This window comes from Paenibacillus sp. YSY-4.3 (genome assembly GCF_054767475.1).
Window position 1 is genome coordinate 201,585 of record NZ_BAABMC010000001.1, and the last position, 24,774, is coordinate 226,358.

Below are 24,774 nucleotides of genomic sequence, written 5' to 3' on the forward strand. Positions count from 1 at the left end.
ACAGGAGGAATTGGGTTGACTAGGAGGTTGGTTATCGATATTCGGTTTAACAATATGGGCATGTGCCAGGATAGATTGACCCGGCCTTGGATAGAGCATCGGCTCAAGCTGTTCCGGGATTTGACTTTGAACAGCCTGATCTATCAGACCAACCAGGATTTCCAGACTATGCTTAAATATGATCCAAGATCACATGACGTAATTTACGAAGTGCTTCACGATCTTCAAATTAAGCTGCCGGATAATATCCGTTTTGTTCCCGTAGGAGAGATTGACCAGGCGGTCTCCGAATACGCTCAAGGAGCGGATGAATTATATATTGCCAGAACTGATTCGGATGATTTGCTTCATAGAACCTATTTTGAGAGACTGCATGCATATCAGCATCATCCTGAGACTTGGGCGCTGCTGAATCAGCATGGATACTACTGGGATAGAGATCATAACATCATGGCTCCGAAATTTTATGCCTCCCCGCAATTTTACGTGCTGATTTACAAGGTTCAAAATTATTTGAAGGGCGATAGATATACGGTTAGAGATCACGGTCATGTCATCAAATTTCCACATGAGAAGCTTGCTGGACGCAATTGGGTTAACGTTGTGCATTCTACCAATACTTCTCCTAAGGTGGTACCGAATGAGAATCGGATGCTGCTGGAAGAGATTGAGGCTGTATTGCGGGATTATAAGTCAAGTTCCTGAAACGGCAGGTTTGGCTCCGGCGGGTCGAAAGAAAGGAAGGTGCTGTAATGTTTAAGGATAAAATTATTCTTGTAACCGGGGGCACTGGATCGTGGGGAAGGACACTGACTCGAACACTTCTCCGGGAGAACCCGGCAGAGATCCGCATTTTCTCCCGCAATGAATATGCCCAAGTCCAAATGCAGCGGGATTTCGGAAATGACCCCCGGCTTAAATTCGTTATCGGCGATGTTCGTGATTATGATGCCGTTGAATTTGGATGCAAGGGGGCGGATTATGTATTTCATTTGGCGGCTCTGAAGCATGTTCCAGTATGCGAACATCAGCCAACGGAGGCTCTAAAGACAAATGTTCTGGGTACGGAAAACATTATTCGAGCCAGCATTGCCCAGAAGGTTGCTAAAGTTATTGACGTATCTACCGATAAGGCGGTAGATCCGATCAATACGTACGGCATGACAAAGGCGATTGGCGAGAAGCTAATGATCCATGCCAATTATTTAAGCGAGCATACCCGGTTTACATGCATACGGGGCGGGAACGTACTGGGGACGAATGGAAGCGTCGTGCCGTTGTTCGTTCAGCAGCTGCAATCAGGCAGCGATCTGACGTTGACCCATACCAAGATGACCCGGTTTTTCCTTACGTTGAATGAAGCGATTGAATTGCTGCTTAAGGCCGCCAGAACAGCGATTGGCGGCGAGATGTTTGTCATGAAGATGCAGGCTTGCCGAATAACCGACATTGCCAATGCGCTAGCCGAGCATTATTTGGGCAATACGGTTCCGTTAAAAGAAATCGGAATGAGACCTGGCGAGAAACTGCATGAAGTGCTCGTCTCCCGGTATGAATCACCGTACACTTACAAATATAATGAGCAGTACTTCGTTATCCTTCCATCCAATCCTCCTGCCCAGCTTATCAAGCAATACAGCCACCTTCAGCTAGTTAGCTTTGACGAATATCACTCGAATGACAGCCTGATTTCCAATCAGGAGATCGTCAATCTTCTCCGGGAAGGAGGCTTCATTTCCTGATTTCTATAAGCCTATGCATGATTGTCAAAGACGAAGAGAAATATCTGCAAGGATGCCTGGATTCAGTATACGACATTGTTGATGAAATTATTATCGTGGATACCGGCTCTGCAGATCGGACCAAAGAGCTTGCCGGCAAATACACTTCAAAAATATATGATTATCCTTGGAACGATGATTTCTCAGCTGCAAGGAATTATTCATTTGACAAGGCGACCCAGGAATTCATTATGTGGTTGGATGCCGATGACATTTTATTGCCAGCGGATCGTGAAAAACTGAAGAAGCTGAAGGAGAATTTGTCCGCAAAAAAGGAAGCCGTTATGATGGATTACCACTTATCCTTCGATTCAGCAGGAAAACCTCTCATCTTATCCCGGAGGCATCGTCTTGTCCGAAGGGACAAAGGCTTTAAATGGATCGGAATTGTTCACGAATATATTGATGTTGCGGGAGCAGAGGTATGTTATGCCGATATAGCCGTGTCACATCGAAGGAGAGGGTCGCATGCGGATCGGAATTTGCGGATCATCGATAAATGGGTCGGCTCCGGCGGGAAATTGAAAGGGCGGCTGCTCCTGCATTATGGCAGTGAACTGGCGGATTCAAACCGGTTTGATGAGGCTGTTATTCAATTCGACCGTTTCTTGCGGCAGCCGCAAAATTTAATGGACGATTGCGTACTAGCGTGCATCAAACTGGCTGATTGCTACGAGAAACTGGGACTAAGGGAGAAGAAGCTGGCAGCGCTCCTCCATTCCCTCCAATTCGATATGCCGCAGAGCGAGGTTTGCTGTGCAATCGGAGGGTGCTTTGAAGAACGTGGGCAATGGGGAGCCGCCGTTTACTGGTATCAGCAGGCTCTTCATATTGCAGACGGGCCAGTACTAGGTATTATGGAAAATCGCAGTTTTCGCACTTGGCTTCCCCATTGCAGGCTATGTATTTGCTATGCAAATCAAGGGGATTTAGAGCAGGCCGACTGGCATAATGAACAAGCGCTTCAATATTTGCCTCAGGATCCCCAGCTTTTGAGTAATCGAATCAAATTCAAGACATTGCTGCGAGCTTAAGCCGCGGCAACAATAAAGCGAAGCGGGGCTCAACCCTGCTTCGCTTTAAGATTTAATAGCATGTTGTGGAAGTTTGCAGCATATTGCTGGGGTGACATCAGGTTTGATACGTATTCTGCACCTCGGTTACGGATCTGCTTGCGCAATTGCAAATTGTCCATGAGCTCCAGCGCCTGATGCACTGCATTATCCATATTATTCCTCTCAAAAAATTTGCCAGTCTCATTATGCCGGATAAAAAAACGTACGCCTTCCGAATCGGTACTGAGTACGGGACAACGGCAGGCGATTGCTTCAGCCACGGCGTAGCCGAAGCCTTCAAGCACGGAGGTGGAGAGAAGAAATCCCCCGGAGTCGCCCACCCGAGATAAATAATCCGGCATCGTCGAATGCGGGGCATTCGCATAAACTTTTATGTGATCGTGTAGGCCGTAAGAATGGACCTTTTCCCAAAATAAATCCAACATTTCCTTTGAGCAAAGCTTATCATCGTGAAATACCCAAAAGGAAAGTTCATTTTTGATATTCACAAGTGATTGGGCAATTTTCAGGAATAGTTTCCAGTTCTTATTCTTTTCGAGTCGTCCAACCCATGCAATAACCGGCTTCGAGGGAACTGTCTGAGGGCGATAACGGAATTTAACGGTATCAAGCAGATTAGGAAAAATATATTTCGGAAGGGCAGGACAAAAATCAGTTATCAGTTGAACAAGGTGCGGTGTGGGCGGCAATAGTGCACCTTGACAATTAGCCTCAAGAATTGATGCGCCGTCTTTTAACGTTCTCCGGGCACTTATCATCGTGCCAAGCCCCTGCGCTTCGAATATAATGGGACCGTTATAATTGAGTTTGCGCAATTTTTGCGGCATAAGGAAATCGGATGTGGTAATGATGGCATCGTATTGAAACATCCGAAGAATTTTGTATAATTCATCGTCTGTGGGGGATATATAGGTAGGAATGTCTTTGATGTTCTGCAGGCCGGATCCAGCGTTTGAATAAAGGAGATGTCCTTTGATGGCTACTTCTCGTAGTGCTTCACAGCGCAGGCGATTTAATGTTTCCATGCCTCCGCTTGGAACAATGAACGTGAACAGAACCTTCATGATAAAGTCACCTCGCCAAATGTATATCTTATAGTACGCGCCGAAAATTTAAGGGTGAGGGTATGTTTACCTGTATGCAACGGCATCCCCGGGAGCATCCTAACGGATGTTCATTATCCATCACTTTAATAACGGGGGGATGATTACATGCGAATTGCCAAAGTTGTAAGCTTGTCTCTGTCAGCGACGCTCATTGCCGGAATGGTCGGATTAACGGGCTGCGGAACCAGAACCGATAATACGAACCTAAGAACCCAAAACGTTCGGAACAAGAATTACCGAAATTACGACGTAAACTCCTTGCGACCAGGCGACCGGAATTTCACGCGGAGTCTAGGCAACGGCCAAAGCGAGCGTATAAACTCGTTGAAGTACAGCCCCGCATTGAGCAATAAGGTAGCTCAGCTTCGTGAGGTCCAATCCGCTCATGTCGTCGTTACCGATCGCGATGCTTACGTCGCGGTAACGCTGCATGGACAAGGTCATCAAGGGACAAGAGCAAGCGGTATGCATCCTGGCACGAATTACGGCACTACAACAAGATATGGTAACCAAGGTACGACAAATTATGGAATGACAAGCACCGGTACGACAGGTCTTGGAAGAACGCCAGGTGCTTTTCCTAACGGCACGGCTGGATTTGGAACCGGAACGGGCTACGGTTATGGAACAAGAACGGGGACTGGCCTTGGAAACGGCACATTAGGATATGGTACAGGCACTGGCACAGGATTAGGAACTGGTTATGGTACAGGTACTGGCACTGGGACCGGGACAGGTATGGGAGCAGGAACAGGTTTGGGTACCGGTTATGGTACCGGCTATGGAACGAATGACGGACTTGGCGGCGGACTTATGGGCCGATCCGGCGTTGCTGGCAGTCTGTTTGACACGACCACCCGCGGAAACAGAGGGATGACAGGATTAAGCCGCGGTACTGATGGAATGCTTGGAATGAAGGGCACGCGTCATAGAACTAACGTTGATGGAGTAGGAACTGCTCCTGTTCGCGGACTTGGTACGGGAACTGGGGCGGTCGTTGATAACGTCCCTCAAAGTGTAAAGGATCATATTTCTAGCATTGTCAAGAAAACGGCTCCACATATTCGTAATGTACACGTATCCGGTGATCCGGAATTTATGACCCACGTCAGCAATTATGCAACGCAACACCGCACCGGAGCGACTTTGCAGGGTCGTGTTAGAGATTTTGAACATCTCGTTAACCGGATATTTCCAGGACGTGCTGGTACGATGACAGGTCCGAGCGGATATAGAAATACAGGTGGCGGCGTTGGAACGACCGGTACAGGTACGGGAATGTCCGGTACTACAGGCACTGGAACTGGCAGCGGCGCAGGATTCTCAGGTGGGGTAACCCGATAAGAAGCATATAGTGCTGTAACGAGAAAAGCAGCAGCTCTAAGGATGAATCTTGCTCAAATCCTTGGCTGCTGCTTTTGGTTATCTATATATGTGACTAGGCTTCAAATTTCCGCCCTTGGACCCAAGTAGCCTGCAAATTCAAATCTTGGCTGACAAGCAGCAAATCCGCTTGTTTTCCCGTCTCGACAGAGCCGGTGATATGATCGATTCGAATAAGCTTTGCCGGGTTTAAACTGGCTGCTTCAGACGCTTTCTCGACCGAAAGGCCGATTTCCCGTACGAGATGACGGAAGCCGCGAATCATGGTTAGAGTGCTTCCGGCAAGCGTGTTGTCGCTGTCTTTAAGGGTACATACACTATCCTTTACGACAACGGGAAGGTCGCCAAGCATGTAATCGCCGTCCCCAAGCCCGGCTGCCGACATGGCATCTGTAATTAAAATCAGATTGTTGTCATTTTTCACCTGAGCCAGAAGGGAAATGGCCGCATGGTGCACGTGAATACCGTCTGCGATGATTTCTGCACTTATTCTAGGGGTGCTTAGTACCGCTCCAGCTGTTCCCGGTTTACGGTGATGAAGCGGAGTCATTGCATTGAAGGTATGAACGGCATGATGCAGTCCGACTTCAACGGCTGCCATGATTTCTTCGTAAGTGGCATCGGTGTGGCCTGCCGCCGCGACGATACCTTCTTTGCGAAGATATCGGGTCAGTTCCAATGCTCCTTCTCTTTCCGGTGCAAAGGTCACCTGTTTGATCAGGCCAGGGTATTTATTATTCCACGCTTCCACCCAGGAACGGTTTGGAGGCACGATATGTGAAGGATTCTGGGCACCAGGCCATTTCGGACTGATAAACGGGCCTTCCAAATGAACGCCAACCAATTGAGCGTACGGCATATCCTTCGACATATACTCGTTTACTTCCTGAAGCACTTCATCAATCACGTTATGCGGCATCGTCATCGTTGTAGCGAGCATGGACGTTGTGCCTTGGCTGCAGTGCAGCTTCGTAATGGCGTCAAAGGCTTCCTTGCTTGGACTGGAGAAATCCTCGAGCATCCCCCCGTGAACATGAACATCGATAAAGCCTGGCAACACATAACTTCTGCCAGCGTCAATTGTTGAAGCTGAAGCCGGAGAATCTGAAGGCATTCCTGATGTCGAGCCTACGTATGCGATTTGACCTTCTTCTACGACCACCGCGCCGTCATGTATGATGCCTTTTGACGTAACGACTTCGGCGTGAGTAATTTGAAAACTCCGGTTCGAGGCAGTCATGGTTATAATAGCCCCCCGGCGTCTTGGTCGACGATAACGACAACGTTAGGATGAAGCTGCAATAGGGAGGCTGGGCATTGCGTTGTTATAGGACCTTTTAATGCTTTGGCCACGATCTCAGCCTTGTCTGCTCCTTTGGCCATCAGCAAGATTTGCTTCGCTTTTAGAATGGAGCCGATGCCCATTGTAATCGCATGAGTCGGCACTTCGTCGATAGAGTCGAAGTAACGCGCATTAGCTTTGCGGGTAACCTCGTCCAACTCGACGACATGCGTCGTGGCCTTCAATTCATCCGCAGGTTCATTGAAGCCGATATGCCCGTTGTGGCCAAGGCCAAGAAGCTGCAAGTCAATTTGGCCCGCTTGCTCCAGAAGCTGTGTGTATTCTTCTGCAACTTTGTGCCCATCGCCGGATACGCCAGATGGCACATGGGTATTGCTCAAATCGATGTCTACATGATTGAATAGCTTCTCGTTCATGAATCTGCGGTAGCTTTCCGAATGATCTTCAGCCAGGCCAATGTACTCATCCAGGTTGTAGCTGCGGGCTTCCTTGAAGCTAACGAGCCCTTGCTTATGCAGCTCAATCAGATGCTGGTATACCCCGACAGGAGTCCCGCCAGTAGCCAGTCCTAGCGTAGCCCGCGGATTCGTTTGCAGCAGGCTTGCAATAATTCCTGCTCCGGTCTCATTGAATTGCTGTTCATTGTTTACTTTAATGATATTAAACATATTATTCGCCTCCAGTAGTTTTACGATAGATTTGGACGTTCTGGTATGAATTTTTTAGCTTAGGGGTATATTCCGTAAATTCCAGACTTACCATTCCTGTAAATAGGATATCAATAACATGCAGCTGAGCAATTCTTGAAGCCATATCTCCCCGGCGCATTCCTTCTTCTAACGAAGATGAGAACAAGGATATGTCCGCGAGGGATGCAAGGGTGCTGCTTCCATATTGGGTTAACGATAGGGTGAGCGCACCGGAGTCTTTGGCACAGCGCAGCGCATCTATCGTCTCCGGCGTCTCTCCGGAATAGGAAATGGCCAGTGCGGCATCGCCCTCGCTAAGGCTGGATGCCGAAGTGATTTGCATGTGGGAATCCGCGAATGCAGTGCAATTTTTGCCGATGCGAATGAGCTTCTGGTAGAAATCCTGCGCGATGACGGAAGACGTAGCTACACCGTAGAGATCGATTCGTTTAGCGCCGCAAAGTATTTCTACGGCTCTCTGGAGCTGCCTGATATCCAATAGACGCGTTGTATCTGTAATCGAAGCCAGATGATTCGCCTCCATGGCCTGCACGATCCTGTGCAGATCATTCCCTGCGATTATATCCTGATAATGGCTTTCTGAAGGTTTGTGAGCGACCTCAAAGGCCAGCTTCATTTTAAAATCGGGAAATCCTTTGAAATGAAACGACTTGCAAAATCTTGTCACTGTGGAAGGACTGATTCCGCACTCCTCAGCGAGATCAGTAATGCCCATATGGATCACGGAACTAGGGGCACTTAGAATGTGTTCTGCCAGTCGTCTTTCTTGTGGCGGCAAGCTGCTCAATTGTGTAGACAACGCATGCAGAATAGGAGTAAGAATGTAGGTTCACCTTCTTTCCTGTAACAGATGTACAAAAGGGAAGAAAATAATTTTTGTGAATATTACAAAAATGATGAAAACTATTTTAGTACATAATAAAATATTCCACTTTATAATGCAAGGTGTTTTATTACACCAATGTGACACTTTTGAAACGGAGTTCCTTGTATTTTTATGAACCGCATAATACACTAATATTTGCTTAAGCTTACGGGTTTAATCCGTATTATTGCCCGATGAGGAGGAATAGCGTGGATCCGAATCTCGATCACTATATAGACCGGCTTCAATCGAAATTTTCGATGGTCGTCAAAAAGCTGCAAAACGAAATTATGCAGCACCGCGATCTGCCATTAACGGGGCCGCAGTTTCATATGCTGTCGCTCATAGCGAAAGAGCAAAGCTGTAATGTCACTTATTTGGCGGAGGCGCTTGTCGTCAAGCCGAGCGCGATCACGGTGATGCTCGACCGCCTCGTTCAGAACGGCTACGTAGAACGCAAACATGATGAACAGGATCGCCGTGCCGTGCTGTTATCCATTACGGAGCAGGGCAAGGAAGTGTATCAGAAAGCGCGGAAGAAATCCAGGGAAGTGCTGACGCGTTACTTCGCTTGCCTGGACGAGAATGAGAAGGAAGTGCTGGAACGCGTCATCAACAAGTTTGACGAGGCGGGACGCCTTAAAGAGAAAGAAGCTGCAGAGGCGAAGGAAATATAAAAGGCGGGGATTTTGAAAGCAATCCGGAAATCGCCCGTCATTTCAAGATCCATCTTGAACGGATCTTCGAAGCAGAAATGAGCTGTATGGCGGCCAACGGTTGAGCACCTTGTGGGTGCTCTTTTTTGTGCTGCGCTGTAATGTAACGGACCGTGGTTCCGCTATTTATGTAAAAAGACGCCAAACTCAGCGTTAACGGATCGCAGTTCCGCTATTAGCCTAAAATAGGTGAGCATCAAGCCGTTTTTGGCAAATAAAGGCTTAAAGGCTTATGTGTCCGTAAGATCGTAAAAAATCAGCAAAAAAGCAGGAATAGCGGCTTTTGGGTCCGTTAGCTTCTCGGTAACCGAGCTGTTGGTGCTATTTTGCACATACGTTTTAAAGGTGCTGGAAATTTGTGAGCTAGTTACTTAGGTTGTTTGATGTTACATTTTGCGTTTGAGGTGCTTAGAGTACCTGAAGTTACTGTTGGTTTGATGATATTTAGAGTGCCTGAAGTTTCTTGTTGAGCTCTGGATAACGGTGCTTGGCAACTTGCTGTTGCCTAGTGTGGATGGTTATTCTGAATAAACGTCACGGTAGTACTTTACCGGCTCGATGTCGTATTTTCAATTGTAACGCAATCCGCTAACGAGGTAGAATAAGGTTAATATTTCGAATTAATTTTGAATGTTTAATTTATTGGATATCTGCAATTTAAAACGAAGCTGGAGCTTGAAGGGGAAGGGACGTTTAGGCTTAGCTAATAACAAAAATGACCAAAGTTCAAGAGCGGAGGATGTTTATGGAACAATATATACTTGCTCTAGACCAGGGAACTACGAGTACGCGGGCGATTCTGTTTAATAAGCAAGGGGAGATCGTGCACTTGGCGCAGCGCGAGTTTCCGCAGTATTTTCCAAAGCCCGGGTGGGTGGAGCATAATCCTAATGAGATTTGGGGTTCTACTCTCGCGGTGATCGCATCATGCTTGTCGGAGTCAGGGGTAAAGCCGGGGCAGGTGGCCGGGATCGGCATTACGAACCAGAGGGAAACGACGATCATTTGGGAGAAGGAGACTGGAAATCATATATACAATGCCGTTGTTTGGCAATCCCGCCAGACGGCGGATATCTGCGAGGAGCTTAGGGCAGCGGGCCATGATCCGGTATTCCAGCAAAAGACGGGATTGCTGATCGATCCCTACTTCTCGGGCACGAAAGTAAAGTGGATTCTGGATCATGTCGAGGGAGCAAGGGAGCGTGCGGAGAAGGGAGAGCTGCTCTTCGGTACGATCGATTCCTGGCTCATTTGGAAGCTGACCGGGGGACAGGTGCATGTAACCGACTACTCCAATGCATCGCGGACTTTGATGTATAACATTCATGAGCTGTGCTGGGATGACGAACTACTGGAGCTGCTTCAGGTGCCAAAGGCCATGCTTCCCGAAGTCCGCTCATCCTCTGAGGTTTATGGACGTACGGCGCCGTATCATTTCTTCGGACATGAGGTGCCGATTGCGGGAGCCGCTGGCGATCAACAGGCCGCTTTATTCGGGCAGAATTGCTTCGAGCAGGGCATGGTGAAAACGACGTATGGCACAGGCTGCTTCATGCTGATGAATACGGGAGAGCGGCCGGTTTCGTCGGGGCATGGCCTCATTACATCGATCGCTTGGGGAATTGACGGTAAAGTTGACTATGCGCTTGAAGGTAGTATCTTTGTCTCAGGTTCGGCCATACAATGGCTAAGAGATGGCTTGCGAATGTTTCGGGAGGCCAAGGATAGCGAGAGGTATGCCGAACGAGTCGAGTCCACGGAGGGGGTATATGTTGTACCGGCTTTTGTAGGCTTAGGCAGTCCGTATTGGGATAGTGAGGTTCGAGGGGCTGTATTCGGCCTCACCCGGGGAACGAGCAAGGAGCATTTCATCCGCGCAACCTTGGAATCCTTGGCTTATCAGACAAAAGACATTCTTGTGGCGATGGAGAAGGATTGCGGCTACAAGGTGAATACGATGCGGGTGGACGGGGGAGCGGTATCGAATACGTTCCTGATGGCGTTCCAAAGCGATATCTTGGATGTTCCAGTTGAACGTCCGGCTGTACGCGAAACGACCGCCCTGGGAGCAGCCTATCTGGCCGGGCTTGCCGTCGGATATTGGCAGGATCTTGATGAAATCAGGCGCATCTGGAGTCTGGAACGGCGGTTCGAACCAGCGATGCCGGAAAATGAGCGGGACTCGCTCTATAATGGCTGGAAAAAGGCTATTTATGCCGCTATGGCCTTTAAATGAGCAATGGGCTGCCGAAAGCAGCCCATTTTTGCTTTGTATCGCACGCTTACCCGCTATTTTTCATAATATGTTTTGACTGTATCCCTTAACCTTGTTATACCACAAAACCCGAGCAAGGAGGGGTGACGCATTTTGAAGAGCAGCGATCGTAACAGCAAATTTCTGTTGACTCATCGTGAGCGAGAAGTTTTTGAACTCCTCGTGCAGGATAAAACGACGCGCGACATTGCGGGGCAACTATTCATTAGCGAGAAGACCGTACGAAATCATATTTCTAATGTCATGCAGAAATTGAACGTAAAAGGTCGTGCGCAGGCGGTCGTCGAGCTGATCAAGCTTGGGGAACTGAAAATCTGACGGTTTGGCCAAAACACGTCAAAGAACCGTAAACCTTCTAATTCTCGGGACGGCAGGCGAGAGAGTTAGAAGGTTTTTTGTTGCTTGGAGCTGGAAGCGTAGCTCATTTTAGTTTCAGAGTACAGGGTTGATAATTCCTCATTTTCCATATATTATAAATTAGTGAATTGAATAAACGGGAGCTTGGGCCAACCAGGCTGAGAGGATAGCTATTGCGCTGTCGACCGTATAACCTGATCTGGGTAATGCCAGCGGAGGAAACGTTCAAGCCTTTGTGTATACAAAGACCGCTTCTTTCGTTGCGGTCTTTTTTGTTGCACTCGGCTGCTACAGCTCCGCTTGAACCCATTCATTCTAAGGAGGAATAGAAATGGCAAGCGAAATCAATAACCACACCGCAGACCCCGAGATTTTAGCTTTTCCAGGCAGTCGTAAGGTATATCTTCAAGGCTCGCGTCCGGATATACAGGTGCCAATGAGAGAGATCGAACTTTCCCCAACGGTTCGCGGAGAATCGGTAGAGGAGAATCAACCTGTTCGGGTATATGATTGCAGTGGTCCTTACACAGATGCTAGCTACCATACGGATATAAGGGCAGGGCTTCCAAAGAATCGCAAAAATTGGATTCTGGAGCGGGGGGATGTTGAGGAATATGAGGGCAGGAGTGCTAGACCTGAGGACGATGGATATCAAACAGAAAAACATCATGAGCACACAGAGACTTTCCCCGGAATAGGCCGGAAGCCTCTTCGGGCGAAAGCCGGTTGTAATGTGACGCAAATGCACTATGCAAGAAAAGGAGTCATCACTCCTGAAATGGAGTATATTTCGATCCGGGAGAACGTAGACCCGGAATTCGTTCGCAAGGAAGTCGCTGAAGGCAGAGCAATTATACCATCGAATATCAATCACCCTGAGAGCGAGCCCATGATCATCGGTCGGAATTTTCTAGTCAAAATCAATGCAAACATCGGCAACTCGGCCGTCGCCTCCTCTATTGAGGAGGAAGTCGAGAAGATGAGATGGGCGACCCGTTGGGGCGCTGACACGATTATGGATCTTTCCACGGGGAAGAACATTCACTCGACGCGGGAATGGATTATCCGCAATTCACCGGTGCCTGTAGGCACAGTTCCGCTCTATCAAGCATTGGAGAAGGTAGGCGGAAAGACCGAGGAGTTAAGCTGGGAAGTCTACCGCGATACATTGATCGAGCAAGCGGAGCAGGGCGTTGACTATTTTACGATCCATGCTGGAGTGCTTCTGCGGTATATTCCAATGACGGCTAAGCGAGTTACGGGCATTGTATCCCGCGGCGGTTCCATCATGGCGGCCTGGTGCCTTGCTCATCATCAAGAAAATTTTCTCTATACCCATTTCGAAGAAATTTGTGAAATCATGAAAAGCTATAATATCGCCTTTTCGCTTGGTGACGGCCTGCGGCCAGGTTCGATTGCGGATGCCAATGACGAGGCTCAGTTCGCTGAGCTGGAGACGCTCGGCGAACTGACCCAAATCGCTTGGAAGCATGACGTTCAGGTGATGATCGAAGGGCCCGGCCACGTGCCGATGCATTTGATTAAAGAAAATGTAGATAAACAAATGGAGGTTTGCCAGGAAGCCCCTTTCTATACCCTAGGTCCGCTAACGACCGATATTGCCCCGGGCTACGATCATATTACTTCTGCGATCGGAGCCGCGATGATCGGTTGGTTTGGGACTGCAATGTTGTGCTACGTAACCCCTAAGGAGCATCTGGGCTTGCCCAATAAAGACGATGTCCGCGAGGGAGTCATCGCTTATAAAATAGCTGCGCATGCAGCCGACCTAGCGAAGGGGCATCCTGGGGCCCAAGAAAGAGATAACGCGTTATCCAAGGCGCGGTTCGAATTCCGCTGGAGAGACCAGTTCAACCTCTCGCTCGATCCGGAGAGGGCTATGGAGTATCATGATGAAACGCTGCCTGCGGAAGGCGCCAAGACCGCTCACTTTTGTTCCATGTGCGGCCCTAAATTTTGCAGTATGCGAATCACACAGGATATCCGTGATTATGCTAGGAAGCATGGACTTGAAGAAGGGGAGGCTATTGCCAAAGGCTTCAAGGAAAAGTCACAGCAGTTCAAAGAAACGGGAAATGTCATTTATCGATAGCTAGCTTATTAAGCCTCCTAGCATCTTGCCCGAAATGGGAAGGAGCTAGGAGGCTTTTTGTCGTACTACAAATCAAATCGAATCCTTTTTCACCAATTGCCGCCGGTAATCTCTGGGCGTCATACCATAGGTCTTGTGGAATACTTTGCTGAAATAACGGGGATCCTTGTAGCCGACCAGTTCCCCAACGGCATACTGCGTCAGCTCTGGGTTTTTCAGCAATTCGCATGCTTTTTCCATCCGGATTTGCGTCAAATAGGAGAGGAAGGTCTGTCCGGTGACCGACTTGAACACCTGTCCAAAATACTGTGTCGTTAGGTGGAACTGTTCAGCGGCTTCCTTCAGGCTGATGTCTTTGTCCAGATGATCATGCATATACGCAATAGCCCGCTCCACTACGGTCTCATGATAGGTCATGGGTACCAGCTCGGGATCGGCTTCCTCAATGTTCTGCGGCCGTGACGTATTCTTTGCTAGAATGTCGTCCACGATGGCAAGCAGTTCGTCCGTATCGATCGGTTTAAGTACATATCCGGCAGCCCGGTATTTCATCGCCTTCTTAACGTAATCGAACTCCTCATACCCGCTGATGACGATCATATGGATCTCCGGCCGATGCTTGTGTAAATGCTCCATCAGCTCAAGTCCGTTCATATCCGGCATTTGGATATCCGTTATAAGCAGGTCGATGCGGGTACGCTCTAACCAATCGATCACCTCGCGGCCGCTGGCCGCGGTGCCGACGACATCGATCCCCCGTTCTGTCCACTCCTCCATTGTGCTCAGGCTTTCCGAAATAATGCGTTCATCATCTGCGATCAATAGCCGGCAGGTCATCCGTGTTCCCTCCTTGGAAGCATAATCGTCACTTTCATTCCCCGGTTGGTATCGCTGTCCAGCATAATGCCGTAGCGGGTTCCGAAATGGTACTTGATCCGCGCCTGAACGTTAAACAGTCCGATGTGCTCCTGCTTTTTCGATAACTGCTCATAATCATTTGCCAGCGCTTCTTGAAGCGGCTTCAATTCCTCCTTATCCATGCCGACGCCGTAGTCCTGAATGACGATCCAGACCACATCGTCCTCGATCCAACCCTTCACCTCAATGCAGCCTCCGTTTTGCTTCGGATCCAGGCCGTGCATAATGGCGTTTTCGAGAATCGGTTGAAAAATCCACTTTACCGTGTAAAGATCATAAATTTCTTCCTCGACCTGGATCGTATAACTGATCTGCTTCTTCAGCCGCAGCTGGTGGATTTCCAGATACAGCCGCAGGTACTCCAGCTCCTTGGAGAACGGCACCAACTCCTCGAAAGAGCTGATACTGATCCGCAGCAATTTGCCGAGCAGGACGATCATTTTACTGATATCCTTCTCCTTGCTCTGCCGGGCCAGTGAATTGATGGACTCCAGGGTATTGTACAAAAAATGAGGGTTGATCTGGGCCTGAAGGGCGGCAACCTCCGCGATCCGCTTATGATTTTGTTCCGTGTAGACAAGCTCGATCAAGTCTTTGATTTTTTTGACCATTTTGTTATAGCCGATCCCCAGCAGGCCGATTTCATCTTTGGCCGTAATTTGAAATTGCTCATCGAAATTGCCCTGCTCGACCTCCTTCATTAGCAGGCGAAGCTGCTTGATTGGCCTCGAAAAGCGGGTCGAAATGAACAGGGAAGCGACCGCACCGATGAGCAGACTGACGATGATGGCGCTTACAAATATTTTGCGAATATTATAAACTGGCTCGTACCACTTATTCTCGAGAAAATAAGCAGACATCGTCCATCCGGTCGTCGGCTCCGTTCGCTGAACAAGGCGATACTTCGATAAATCGCCGGGCAAAGTATGGTGGGCTTCGTTATGTGGATAGACTACCGTTCCCTGCTGATCCTGAATGTAGAAACGCAGTGAATCCTCGGACTCGTTCATGCCAAATGCCGGATCCGCCGAAAACAAATGGCTCAGCGCATCAAGATCGAAATCGATAATAAGCAGGCCTGTAGCCCGCAAATCGATGCTGTGCAGCTTGCGCACGAAGGAGAATACCTTCTGGCCGCTGTTCAAGTTGCTGTACGGCCTTAGATGCAAAGGGGTTACATACGCTCTCTCCTGCAGCTGAGCTTCTTCCGGCAGCCAGTCGAAGCGGGAGAAGTTCTCGTTGTCCCGATTGAGGGAATAGCCGTAGTAATACACGAACTGGTTGCTGCTGACAAGCGTAATGCCTGTATTTTCCGGCCGAATCGAATTTGCGCTCTTCATGATGTCGTCTATTCTCGGAAAAGACGCATAATAATCAGACTCGCTCCTGTTCTTCAGGAAGTCGGAGACGACCGAGCTCATGGCGATGGCATCGCTCATACGATTCAAGTCATTAAGGTAAATGGACAGCACTTTGAAATTGCGGTTAAAGGTCGATTCCGCCTCACTATTCAACTGCCGGTTGAGCGAGGAGGCAGAGTTCCGGTACGTAATCCAGCCTAGAAATAGCAGCAGCACCGTAAACAAAATAAAGAAGGAGACGAACAATTTCGCGAATAACGTGTGGTAGAATTTCATCGCTCATCCTTCTTTCTTTAGGATTATTCTAAATTAGCAAAAGTTTTTTCTGAAATCAATGGTCAGCTTAACCAGTCCTCATGAACCGTTTTTTTTTCACCTTTTTCAATGTTTTGTCACATTTTCACCGGAAGAAGAAGGCGGTATAGTTGTGCATAAGCCGGCTTGACACAAACAACAGGGGGTATGAGAACAGCATGAAAAGAAGATTACAGCTTATCGCTAGTTTGCTTTTGATTTTCGCGCTTGTATTATCGGGTTGCCAGTCGCCAGCAGGGTCTTCTTCCAAACAGAATGAAAGCGGTGCCAAGTCGAACGGGGCTTCCAGTCAGCAGGCTGGTGGAGACAGAACGCTAAGATTGATGATTCCGAACTATTTTAACGATTTGGAGAAAAATATTTGGTCCAACGTCGTCAAAAACTTTGAAAATGACAATCCAGGCATCAAAGTGGAGCTGACGACCGGCGACATGCAGGTGGAGAACGGCAAGCTGACTACGATTCTGCAATCCGGGGTTACACCTCCGGATGCCATGCTTATCAATGCTGGCGCAGGCCGCGTAAAGATATTGGCCGACGCCAACCTAATCAAGCCGTTGGACGAGGAATACAAAGAAAACGGCTGGCAGGACAAAATCAAGCCGTTTGCCTATAACCTCGTTTCCGGTTCCGAGCATATTTACGAGCTGCCTCATTCGATGGATGCGCTGCAGGCTTATTACCACAAGGACATGTTCGAGCAATACGGCATTCAAGTACCGACGACGCAGGAGGAGTTGATCCAAGCGTTCGACAAATTGAAAGAAGCAGGCATTACGCCAATTAGCGTAGGTGCGCGCGACCGCTTCCCGATCAGTTGGATGTTCTCGACACTTCTCGAGTCGGGCGCAGGCCGGGAGAAGATGGAGAACCTGCTGTACGGCGACGGCCGATGGGATGATCCTGAAGTAGTCGCGGCGATCGAAGCTTTGGAGCTATGGGTGAAAAAAGGCTATGTCGCCAAAGAGTCCATCTCCCAGACGGCAGCAGATGCTAAATTCGCTTTCCTGAACAAGAAGACCGCGATCGGCTTCTACAGCTCGCAAATCATCGTCGACGCAGTAGAGAACAAGGTGGACAACAATCTGGGCGCGTTTACGATTCCGTCCTTCATCGATGGAAAAACGGCGGCGCCAGCCAGCGGCCTTGGCACGACTTGGGTTATACCGAGCAAAGCGGAAAATGACGACCTGGCCATCACTTGGCTCAACTACGTGCTGTCCGATTTCAGCAAAGTCGTACTCGCGGATACGAACTACAACTACATTCTAGTATCGAAGAGCGCGGAGTCCATCCAGCCGGCAGGCCAGCTTCTGGAGCAAGCGATGAAGGCGGTCGAACAGGATTCTGGTTATAACCCGGCGGTATTTATCGGCCCGGAAACGAAGGAAGCCTACTTCCAGAATCTGCAGGGAGTCGTGGGCGGCTTGACATCGCCACTGGAAGCCGCGAAGAAAATTCAGGAGGGCAAAGAGAAGGATACGGCCGCAGGCTACAAAATTACCAAAAAGTAAAATACATTATGACCAGGACTCGTCCTGAGTCCTGGTCGGTTATGACAGAGGGGGGACCAGGATGGAAACGGCTTCGATGGGAAAGACCCGGGTGCTGAGACGCAGGCTCGTCATCGCATCATTTATACTTCCCGCCTTTATACTGTATGTTACCTTCCTGCTGTGGCCAGTAGGACAAGCGGTACAATTGAGCTTCTTCCAATGGGACGGCTCGTCGCCGCAAATGGAATTCATCGGATTGGACAATTATGCGAATTTGGCCAAGGACGCTATTTTCATCAAAGGGCTCATGCATAATGTCATATGGCTCTTGCTCAGTCTACTGCTTGTCGTCATTCCGACACTGGTGCTGTCGATTATGATCAGCAAGGTGCGGAAAGGGAGAATGTTTTTTCGGGCGGCCTTTTATTTGCCGTCAGTGCTCTCGCTTGCCGTCATCGGCGTACTCTGGACGAAGATTTACGATCCGAATGCAGGTTTGCTGAACGAGTTCCTACGCGACATCGGCCTGGGCAGTCTGGCGCGCAACTGGCTTGGGGAGCCGCTAACGGTGCTTCCGGCGCTCGTCGTGGTCAGCACCTGGGCGTTTTACGGACTGTATATGATTCTATATTTGGCCGGATTACAAAATATCGATTATTCGATTTACGAGGCAGCCGACATCGACGGAGCCGGACCGCTTCGCAAGTTCTGGAGCATTACGGTGCCTAGCCTCCGCAATACGCTGAATATTGTCATCAGCATGGTGATCATTTATTCTTTCAAAGGATTTGCGCTAGTCTGGATCATGACGCAGGGCGGGCCTTTCTATATGAGCGAAATCGTCCCTACTTATGTCTATAAAGCAGCTTTCAGTATGAATAAGGTAGGCTACGGGACGGCCGGCAGCCTAGTATTGGGCCTCATTGTCATGGGTTGTACGGTGTTATTCAATTATTACCGGGAAAAGAGGGAGTGACCATGCACAGCAGCCATAGCACGCGAAAATATCCGCAGGTCATTTTATACGTTGTTTTATCCCTGCTGCTCATCGTCATCGTTGCCCCGATTTTCTGGGCGATTCTGGGCAGCTTCAAGACGAACTTTGAAATCGCGAATTATCCGTTTGCCCTGCCCGCCTCCTGGAAGCTGGACAATTTCTTCGAGGCCTGGAATCTGGGGAATTTCAAAAGATACTTTTTCAATAGCGCCTATATTACAGTTTCGGGCATGATCCTCGTGGCGCTCGTGGCTTGTCCGGCAGGATATGCCTTTGCCCAATTCGCCTTTAAGGGCCGCAATCTGTTGTTCTATTTATTCCTGATCGGCATGCAGCTGCCGGTTCAAGCGATTATCATTCCGGTATTTTTCCAACTCAAGGCGATGGGCATCATTGATACGCTAAGCGGGGTAGTGCTGGTATCGGCTGCCGAGGCGCTGCCGTTCTCCATCTTCCTGATGCGCAATACATTCAAGGATGTGCCGGCCGAGCTGCGGGAATCTGCGCAAATCGACGGGGCAAGCGAGTGGAGAACTTACCTGCAGGTTATGCTTCCGCTGGCGAAGCCAGGGCTGGTCGCACTGCTCGTGTTCACGTTCATGAATATTTGGAATGATTTCCTGACACCGCTCGTACTGTTGATTTCCAATGATAATTTCACGATGTCGATCGGCCTGTACTCGTTTACGGGTGAGAATGCGACCAACTTCGCGCTCATATTTGCAGGTACCGTTATTAGTATGATTCCGAGCATTATCGTATATATGATTTTTCAACGGCAATTTATTGAGGGAATGTCGGCAGGCTCCGGCAAATAACAGATAAGTCTTAAAGCGACAAGGATTGATAAGGGGAGAGAGAAGATGACTAAATTGAAGCAAGTGACGATACTATACACAAATGATTTTCACGCCCAGGATCAACCTGTAAGAGCGACTTGGGTAAACGGCAGCCCGCTGATGGGGGGAGCCGCCCACTTGGCCAGCTATGTGAGAAAGGTGAGATCCGAGCAGGAGAACGTGGTGGTGCTTGATGCAGGCGACATTTTAACAGGGCCGCCGATCAGTACGCTGACCGAGGGCGAGGCACCGATTGATCTGTACAATTATATTGGCTATGACGCGGTTGCCGTGGGCAATCACGAGTTTGATCACGGCTGGCAAAGGGCGCGAGAGTTGCTCAGTAAGGCGCAGTTTCCGTTTCTGTCGGCCAATATCTTCTATAAAAATACGAATATTTTGTTTGCGAAGCCTTATGAAATCATTGATACGGGCGATGTCCGCATCGGCGTGATTGGCATTCACGGTAAAAAAGCGGGCCTCGAGACGATCCAGCTAGACCGGGTAACCGAGCTCGAGTTCCGTAGCCAGGAATCCATTCTCCAAGAATACGTTAATTTGCTCAGACCGCATGTCGACTTGGTCGTCGTGCTTGCCCATCAGGGCGTTCCGGCCGAGCAAGGTACGGAAGACCGCGAGGTGGACGTGGAACGTGACTTTGAGGAAGACGTGTATATTGTCAATAACGTGACAGGCATCGATGTGCTGATAGCTGGTCACTGCCATAAATCGATTGCCGAGCCTTATGTTGCGGCCAATACCGGCACGCTGCTCGTATCCACTCGTGGATTAGGAACAGTCGTAGGATATCTTAATCTGACGGTCGATGCCGAGGCAAAGAAAATAGTGGAACACAAAGGATATTTAGTGCCGATTTATTCCGATGAAATCGAAGCAGATCCGATTTTGGCCGGCCGTCTCGACTACTGGGAAGAAAAGCTAAAGGTGTTGATCGACCAGCCGCTCGGACAAGCAACGGCGGCGTTTACAAGGAATTATTTTGAAGAATCGACTTTAGGGAATCTTATTACAGACGCGGTTCTGGACTTTACGAATGCGGATGCTGCCTTTCAGGTCGGCGGCGGGCTGAGAGCGGATATTGAGCAAGGCATTGTTACCTACGGAGACATTATGAATGTCGTTCCGTTCAATTCGGAAATTTATTTAATGGAGATGAGCGGAACAGATCTTCTTCATTTGCTGGAGCAAAGCGCGGGAATGGTTTCCGGTGTGCTGCAGCAGTCCGGGCTTACGCTCGTCATCGATACGAAGCGGGAAATTGGAGACCGGGTTGCTTCGGCCATCGTGAATGGCCGTCAGGTGGAGCGGGACGGTACGTATACGATTGCGGTCAATGCATTTATTCGCTCGGGCGGCGACGGCTTTACCGGCTTTTTAAGAGGGACGAACGTCCGCAGCACCTCTGTAATTGAACGGGAAATCGTCGTGGACTATATCAAAAAGTTACAAACGATCGCTCCAAAGGTGGAGGGAAGAATTATTTTGCAATAGTTGATAAGGAGACGGAAAAGTGAGACAGCCCAATATTGTAGTAGTCGGAAGCTTGAATATGGATATTGTAGTAAAGGTGGAGCGTACCCCGGAAATAGGGGAGACGCTGCTGGGCGAAGAGGTCCATTTCATTCCTGGCGGTAAAGGGGCGAATCAGGCTGTAGCCGCTGCCCGGCTTGGCGCAAAGGTTACGATGGTTGGCGCTGTAGGAGATGATGCTTTTGGCGCGGAGCTACGACAGTCATTGGAGCAGAATGGCGTGGGAGCTGCTGCGGTTAGAATTTCTGCGGGGGAATCGACTGGAATGGCGTCGATACTGCTCGTTCAGGGAGACAATCAGATCGTCGTCGTTCCCGGTGCGAATGCAAGCTGTACGCCGGAGGATGTGTATCTCCATGAGGAATTGTTCGCACAAGCGGACGTTGTTGTTCTGCAATTGGAAATTCCAGTAGAGACAGTCACGGCTGCGGCTGAGCTGGCTCGTAAGTATGGTAAAATCGTCATTCTTAATCCTGCCCCGGCGCAGAGTCTTCCTGAGAAGCTGCTGGAGAACACGGATTATATTACGCCCAATCGCTCAGAGCTTGGTCTGTTGACAGAACTTGAGGTTTCGGGAACCGCTTGGAAATCGGCCGCAGAGCAGCTGATTCGGATGGGCCCGGGGCAGGTCGTCATCACCTTGGGCTCGGAGGGAGCCGCATATATGACCGAGGACGGCACGATGGAGAAGAAATCCGCCCACCGGGTTTCCGTCGTGGATACGACCGGAGCAGGTGACACATTTAATGGAAGTTTGGCCTATGCGTTAGGAACGGGAGCCGGGTTGGAGGATGCCGTATCTTTTGCCGTAGCGGCTTCGGCCCTCTCGGTAACGAAACTGGGTGCCCAAACGGGAATGCCGAAGTATGAGGAAGTCATGGAATTTATACGCGAAGAGAAGGAAGTGATCGGATGGCAGCAACGCGACGGAAAATAATATTGGACTGCGACCCGGGCATCGACGATGCAATGGCGATCATTTTAGCGGCCTATAGCCCCCATATTGATCTGTTGGGCATCACGACGGTGGCAGGCAATGTATCCGTGGAGAAAACGACGAGGAATGCCCTCTGTTTATGCGAGCTTGTGGGAGTTGAGCATGTTCCCGTGGCTCAAGGCGCACGGCAGCCGCTTGTCCGCAAATCGGTATTTGCCGATTATGTGCATGGCGATTCCGGCATCGGAGGGATTCACTTGCCGCCTCCCCAGAAAGAAATCGTGCCCGAGCATGGAGTTGATTTTATTATCCGTACGCTGATGGAGTCGGAAGGGGATATTACGCTCGTAGCGATAGGGCCATTGACCAACGTGGCGCTCGCTTTGCGCAAGCAGCCGGAAATCGCCGCCAAAATCCAGGAAATTGTCATTATGGGCGGCGGGACGATGGGCAACATTACGCCGGCGGCGGAGTTCAACTTTTTTGCCGACGCCGAAGCGGCAAAAGTCGTATTTGGCTGCGGTGTCCCAATTACGATGATCGGTCTGGACCTGACGAATCAGGCGATGGCAACTCCGGAGGTTAAAGAGCAATTCGCTGGGGTAAACAATCGCATGTCTCGATTCATTCTGGATTTGATCGGGGATTATGAGAAGCATAATTTGAAGCTGGGCTTAGCCGGGGCGACAGTTCATGACCCCTGCTGCATCGCTTACTGCATCGACCCGTCCATATTCGAGGCGAAATGGCTGCACGTGGATATCGAGACGAAAGGCGATTTTACCTACGGGATGTCCGTCATCGACATGCTGGACGTCACGCAGCAACTGGCAAACGCCAATGTCCCGCTTAAGCTGGATCAGCAGGCATTCTGGGATTTGTTTGTGAAGACGATTAGTTAACAAATAATTTGTATCCTATTTATTAATTCATTTGATATAAGCTGTTGTACACTATGCTGCCGTGCCATAAGATGCATATATCAAAATGTCATACACTAAATGGAATTCATGTATCTAATCGCGCCCTAAGTGAATGGTTCAGGGGATTAGATGGATTTTATGAACCTAAATCAAGAGTCCAGTCCAACATTGGCAATCTCCCTTCTTTTAAAGACATGAAATCCATTTAAATCTATTTTTCCTTCAGTGCCGCAGAAACTAACTGCTATAAATCCATTTATTATAAGTTGAACTATTTAGAACATCTTATAGAAAAAAACCTTCTACCCCTCCGTACGGAGGGTGCTAGAAGGTTTTCGCCTGTACTAGAGCGACTTCAGATAGTCTACAATCGTTAACAGCCCTTTATCGAAGTTCTCCAGATTGAAGTGCTCGTTCGGAGCATGAAGGTTCTCGTCCGGTAGTCCAAAGCCCATCATGACGGCCGGAGCATTCAGGACGCGCGATAACGTTTCGACAATTGGGATGGAGCCGCCGTCATTCGTAAACAGGGCACGTGTGCCATATACGCGTTCGTAAGCGTCTGCTGCTTTTTGCAGCATTGGATTCGCAGGATCGATGGTGAACGCCCGGGCCTTTTCGACTTGGACGATGTTCAACTTGGCGCCAGGCTGTACATGCTGCTTGAGGTGAGCCTCGATTTTGTCCAAAATATCCTGTGGATCCTGATTGCCGACTAAGCGGCATGTAATTTTGGCGTGAGCCTCTTTCGGAATAACGGTCTTGGAGCCTTCTCCCTGGAATCCGCCATATACCCCGTTCAGCTCCAGTGTAGGGCGGGCACCGGTCCGTTCCACGAAGTTATAGCCTTCCTCACCATAGAGCGTGTCTAGGCCGAGATCGGCTTTTAATTTGTTCTCGTTGAACTGCTGTTTGGCGAATTCCTCACGGATGGCAGGGGTTAGCTCAGGAACTCCTTCATAGAATCCTTCCACGGCTACTCTTCCTTTGTCGTCATGGAGCGAAGCCAGCAAGGAAACGATCGCATGCAGCGCGTTTGGTACGCCTCCTCCAAAGGTTCCCGAGTGCAGATCCGTATTGGCGGTGTGCACCGTGACTTCTAAGGAGCACAGGCCACGCAGCCCAATGCAGATGGCCGGTTTTCCAGGTTCAAGCAGAGCCGTATCGGAGATGAGCACCACATCAGCTGCCAGCTTCTCCTTATGATCACCCAAGTATGGCGGTAGATTAGGGCTGGCGATTTCCTCCTCTCCCTCAATGCAAAACTTAATGTTGACCGGAAGCTGCTTCTCTTCCTTTAAAATGGCCTCTACGGCTTTGATGTGCAGAAACAGCTGTCCTTTATCATCCGTTGCTCCGCGAGCATACAGCTTGCCGTCCCGGATTGTCGGCTCGAATGGAGGAGTCTCCCATAAATGCAGCGGGTCCACAGGCTGAACGTCATAGTGTCCATAGACGAGTACGGTTGGCTTCCCTGGTGCATGCAGATGATCTGCGTAAATAATCGGATGCCCCTTGGTCGGAATGATTTCCACATTCTCAAGCCCAGCATGCGATAACGAACTGGAAATCCACTCCGCCGCTTTGGCGATATCGGGCTTATGCTCGGATAGTGCGGAAATGCTTGGTATTGTTAGCAATTGCTTAAGTTCGTCCAAATGCTGTTCTCTGTGTTTTTGAAAATAGGATTCATAGCTCATCGTTGATCATATCCTCCCGGACTTTATTGTAACTCCTTTAGTTTACTACGTT

General features: G+C 49.3%; 21 protein-coding genes and 1 riboswitch. Of the genes, 14 read left to right on the forward strand and 7 right to left on the reverse strand.

Translation table 11 applies throughout. The annotated features are described in order from the left end of the window. Positions 1–15: 15 nt before the first annotated feature. From ACYUJT_RS00875 to ACYUJT_RS00885, 3 genes are read left to right on the forward strand one after another with little or no spacing between them, the layout of a single operon-like run. Entirely contained in the window at positions 16–705 is a 690-nt protein-coding gene (locus ACYUJT_RS00875; protein ID WP_460318059.1) for a glycosyltransferase, read from the forward strand. A 47-nt stretch (positions 706–752) separates the two neighbouring features. Then, entirely contained in the window at positions 753–1,742 is a 990-nt protein-coding gene (locus ACYUJT_RS00880) for a polysaccharide biosynthesis protein (protein WP_460318061.1), read from the forward strand. A 17-nt stretch (positions 1,743–1,759) separates the two neighbouring features. Beyond that, positions 1,760–2,815 carry a glycosyltransferase family 2 protein gene (locus tag ACYUJT_RS00885; protein ID WP_460318062.1) on the forward strand — a complete coding sequence of 352 codons (1,056 nt, stop codon included), beginning with the start codon at positions 1,760–1,762 and terminating at the stop codon, positions 2,813–2,815. 29 nt (positions 2,816–2,844) lie between these two features. On the opposite strand, the gene ACYUJT_RS00890 is transcribed toward ACYUJT_RS00885, so the two are convergent. After that, entirely contained in the window at positions 2,845–3,921 is a 1,077-nt protein-coding gene (locus ACYUJT_RS00890) for a glycosyltransferase family 4 protein (RefSeq protein ID WP_460318063.1), read from the reverse strand. A 147-nt stretch (positions 3,922–4,068) separates the two neighbouring features. Here ACYUJT_RS00890 and ACYUJT_RS00895 point away from each other — a divergent pair, with 147 nt between their 5' ends. Beyond that, positions 4,069–5,307 carry a YhcN/YlaJ family sporulation lipoprotein gene (locus ACYUJT_RS00895; RefSeq protein ID WP_460318065.1) on the forward strand — a complete coding sequence of 413 codons (1,239 nt, stop codon included), beginning with the start codon at positions 4,069–4,071 and terminating at the stop codon, positions 5,305–5,307. A 94-nt stretch (positions 5,308–5,401) separates the two neighbouring features. Here ACYUJT_RS00895 and nagA read toward each other — a convergent pair whose 3' ends face one another. The 3 genes from nagA to ACYUJT_RS00910 are packed head-to-tail and all read right to left on the reverse strand — an operon-like array spanning position 5,402 to position 8,158. Then, on the reverse strand, positions 5,402–6,586 hold the full coding sequence (gene nagA / locus ACYUJT_RS00900) for an N-acetylglucosamine-6-phosphate deacetylase (protein ID WP_460318066.1): 1,185 nt from the start codon (positions 6,584–6,586) through the stop codon (positions 5,402–5,404). 2 nt (positions 6,587–6,588) lie between these two features. Continuing rightward, positions 6,589–7,317 (reverse strand): glucosamine-6-phosphate deaminase, encoded by a 729-nt coding sequence (gene nagB, locus ACYUJT_RS00905; protein WP_460318067.1) that lies wholly within the window; start codon positions 7,315–7,317, stop codon positions 6,589–6,591. A 1-nt stretch (position 7,318) separates the two neighbouring features. Then, complete coding sequence (locus tag ACYUJT_RS00910) at positions 7,319–8,158, reverse strand: MurR/RpiR family transcriptional regulator (protein WP_460318068.1); 840 nt, start codon at positions 8,156–8,158, stop codon at positions 7,319–7,321. Between the two features lie 275 nt (positions 8,159–8,433). Between ACYUJT_RS00910 and ACYUJT_RS00915 the strand changes: the two genes are divergently transcribed. The 4 genes from ACYUJT_RS00915 (at position 8,434) to thiC (ending at position 13,685) form a co-directional block, all read left to right on the forward strand. After that, positions 8,434–8,901, forward strand: coding sequence for a MarR family winged helix-turn-helix transcriptional regulator (locus tag ACYUJT_RS00915; protein WP_460318070.1), 468 nt, complete (start codon positions 8,434–8,436; stop codon positions 8,899–8,901). Between the two features lie 784 nt (positions 8,902–9,685). Beyond that, a complete protein-coding gene (gene glpK / locus ACYUJT_RS00920; protein WP_460318072.1) occupies positions 9,686–11,176 on the forward strand; it encodes a glycerol kinase GlpK in 1,491 nt (496 codons plus the stop codon). A gap of 132 nt (positions 11,177–11,308) precedes the next feature. Beyond that, complete coding sequence (locus tag ACYUJT_RS00925; protein ID WP_009225122.1) at positions 11,309–11,533, forward strand: helix-turn-helix domain-containing protein; 225 nt, start codon at positions 11,309–11,311, stop codon at positions 11,531–11,533. Positions 11,534–11,698: 165 nt separating this feature from the next. Beyond that, positions 11,699–11,810: riboswitch (TPP riboswitch) on the forward strand. A gap of 93 nt (positions 11,811–11,903) precedes the next feature. Continuing rightward, positions 11,904–13,685 carry a phosphomethylpyrimidine synthase ThiC gene (thiC, locus tag ACYUJT_RS00930; RefSeq protein WP_460318075.1) on the forward strand — a complete coding sequence of 594 codons (1,782 nt, stop codon included), beginning with the start codon at positions 11,904–11,906 and terminating at the stop codon, positions 13,683–13,685. A gap of 72 nt (positions 13,686–13,757) precedes the next feature. On the opposite strand, the gene ACYUJT_RS00935 is transcribed toward thiC, so the two are convergent. Both ACYUJT_RS00935 and ACYUJT_RS00940 read right to left on the reverse strand, forming a co-directional pair. Continuing rightward, positions 13,758–14,522 (reverse strand): response regulator transcription factor, encoded by a 765-nt coding sequence (locus tag ACYUJT_RS00935; RefSeq protein ID WP_460318077.1) that lies wholly within the window; start codon positions 14,520–14,522, stop codon positions 13,758–13,760. Next, positions 14,519–16,240 (reverse strand): sensor histidine kinase, encoded by a 1,722-nt coding sequence (locus ACYUJT_RS00940; protein ID WP_460318079.1) that lies wholly within the window; start codon positions 16,238–16,240, stop codon positions 14,519–14,521. Before ACYUJT_RS00940 ends, ACYUJT_RS00935 begins: the two co-directional genes overlap by 4 nt. 197 nt (positions 16,241–16,437) lie before the next feature. Here ACYUJT_RS00940 and ACYUJT_RS00945 point away from each other — a divergent pair, with 197 nt between their 5' ends. From ACYUJT_RS00945 to ACYUJT_RS00970, 6 genes are all read left to right on the forward strand, one after another. Then, complete coding sequence (locus tag ACYUJT_RS00945; protein WP_460318081.1) at positions 16,438–17,793, forward strand: ABC transporter substrate-binding protein; 1,356 nt, start codon at positions 16,438–16,440, stop codon at positions 17,791–17,793. Between the two features lie 61 nt (positions 17,794–17,854). Continuing rightward, a complete protein-coding gene (locus ACYUJT_RS00950) occupies positions 17,855–18,751 on the forward strand; it encodes a carbohydrate ABC transporter permease (protein WP_460318083.1) in 897 nt (298 codons plus the stop codon). Between the two features lie 2 nt (positions 18,752–18,753). Further along, entirely contained in the window at positions 18,754–19,590 is an 837-nt protein-coding gene (locus ACYUJT_RS00955) for a carbohydrate ABC transporter permease (RefSeq protein WP_460318085.1), read from the forward strand. A 45-nt stretch (positions 19,591–19,635) separates the two neighbouring features. Continuing rightward, on the forward strand, positions 19,636–21,123 hold the full coding sequence (locus tag ACYUJT_RS00960; RefSeq protein WP_460318087.1) for a bifunctional metallophosphatase/5'-nucleotidase: 1,488 nt from the start codon (positions 19,636–19,638) through the stop codon (positions 21,121–21,123). A 19-nt stretch (positions 21,124–21,142) separates the two neighbouring features. Continuing rightward, positions 21,143–22,099: a ribokinase gene (rbsK, locus tag ACYUJT_RS00965; protein ID WP_460318089.1), complete on the forward strand. Its 957-nt coding sequence runs from the start codon at positions 21,143–21,145 to the stop codon at positions 22,097–22,099. Further along, entirely contained in the window at positions 22,075–23,001 is a 927-nt protein-coding gene (locus ACYUJT_RS00970; protein WP_460318091.1) for a nucleoside hydrolase, read from the forward strand. Before rbsK ends, ACYUJT_RS00970 begins: the two co-directional genes overlap by 25 nt. 365 nt (positions 23,002–23,366) lie before the next feature. Here ACYUJT_RS00970 and ACYUJT_RS00975 read toward each other — a convergent pair whose 3' ends face one another. Beyond that, positions 23,367–24,722, reverse strand: a complete 1,356-nt coding sequence (locus ACYUJT_RS00975; RefSeq protein WP_460318093.1) for a dipeptidase — start codon at positions 24,720–24,722, stop codon at positions 23,367–23,369. Positions 24,723–24,774: the final 52 nt, after the last annotated feature.

Coding starts and splice junctions, on each gene's coding strand:
- ACYUJT_RS00880 (WP_460318061.1), top strand. CDS start 753: ATGTTTAAGGATAAAATTATTCTTGTAACCGGGGGCACTGGATCGTGG.
- ACYUJT_RS00885 (WP_460318062.1), top strand. CDS start 1,760: ATGATTGTCAAAGACGAAGAGAAATATCTGCAAGGATGCCTGGATTCA.
- ACYUJT_RS00890 (WP_460318063.1), bottom strand. CDS start 3,921: ATGAAGGTTCTGTTCACGTTCATTGTTCCAAGCGGAGGCATGGAAACA.
- ACYUJT_RS00895 (WP_460318065.1), top strand. CDS start 4,069: ATGCGAATTGCCAAAGTTGTAAGCTTGTCTCTGTCAGCGACGCTCATT.
- nagA (WP_460318066.1), bottom strand. CDS start 6,586: ATGACTGCCTCGAACCGGAGTTTTCAAATTACTCACGCCGAAGTCGTT.
- nagB (WP_460318067.1), bottom strand. CDS start 7,317: ATGTTTAATATCATTAAAGTAAACAATGAACAGCAATTCAATGAGACC.
- glpK (WP_460318072.1), top strand. CDS start 9,686: ATGGAACAATATATACTTGCTCTAGACCAGGGAACTACGAGTACGCGG.
- thiC (WP_460318075.1), top strand. CDS start 11,904: ATGGCAAGCGAAATCAATAACCACACCGCAGACCCCGAGATTTTAGCT.
- ACYUJT_RS00935 (WP_460318077.1), bottom strand. CDS start 14,522: ATGACCTGCCGGCTATTGATCGCAGATGATGAACGCATTATTTCGGAA.
- ACYUJT_RS00940 (WP_460318079.1), bottom strand. CDS start 16,240: ATGAAATTCTACCACACGTTATTCGCGAAATTGTTCGTCTCCTTCTTT.
- ACYUJT_RS00945 (WP_460318081.1), top strand. CDS start 16,438: ATGAAAAGAAGATTACAGCTTATCGCTAGTTTGCTTTTGATTTTCGCG.
- ACYUJT_RS00950 (WP_460318083.1), top strand. CDS start 17,855: ATGGAAACGGCTTCGATGGGAAAGACCCGGGTGCTGAGACGCAGGCTC.
- ACYUJT_RS00955 (WP_460318085.1), top strand. CDS start 18,754: ATGCACAGCAGCCATAGCACGCGAAAATATCCGCAGGTCATTTTATAC.
- ACYUJT_RS00960 (WP_460318087.1), top strand. CDS start 19,636: ATGACTAAATTGAAGCAAGTGACGATACTATACACAAATGATTTTCAC.
- ACYUJT_RS00970 (WP_460318091.1), top strand. CDS start 22,075: ATGGCAGCAACGCGACGGAAAATAATATTGGACTGCGACCCGGGCATC.
- ACYUJT_RS00975 (WP_460318093.1), bottom strand. CDS start 24,722: ATGAGCTATGAATCCTATTTTCAAAAACACAGAGAACAGCATTTGGAC.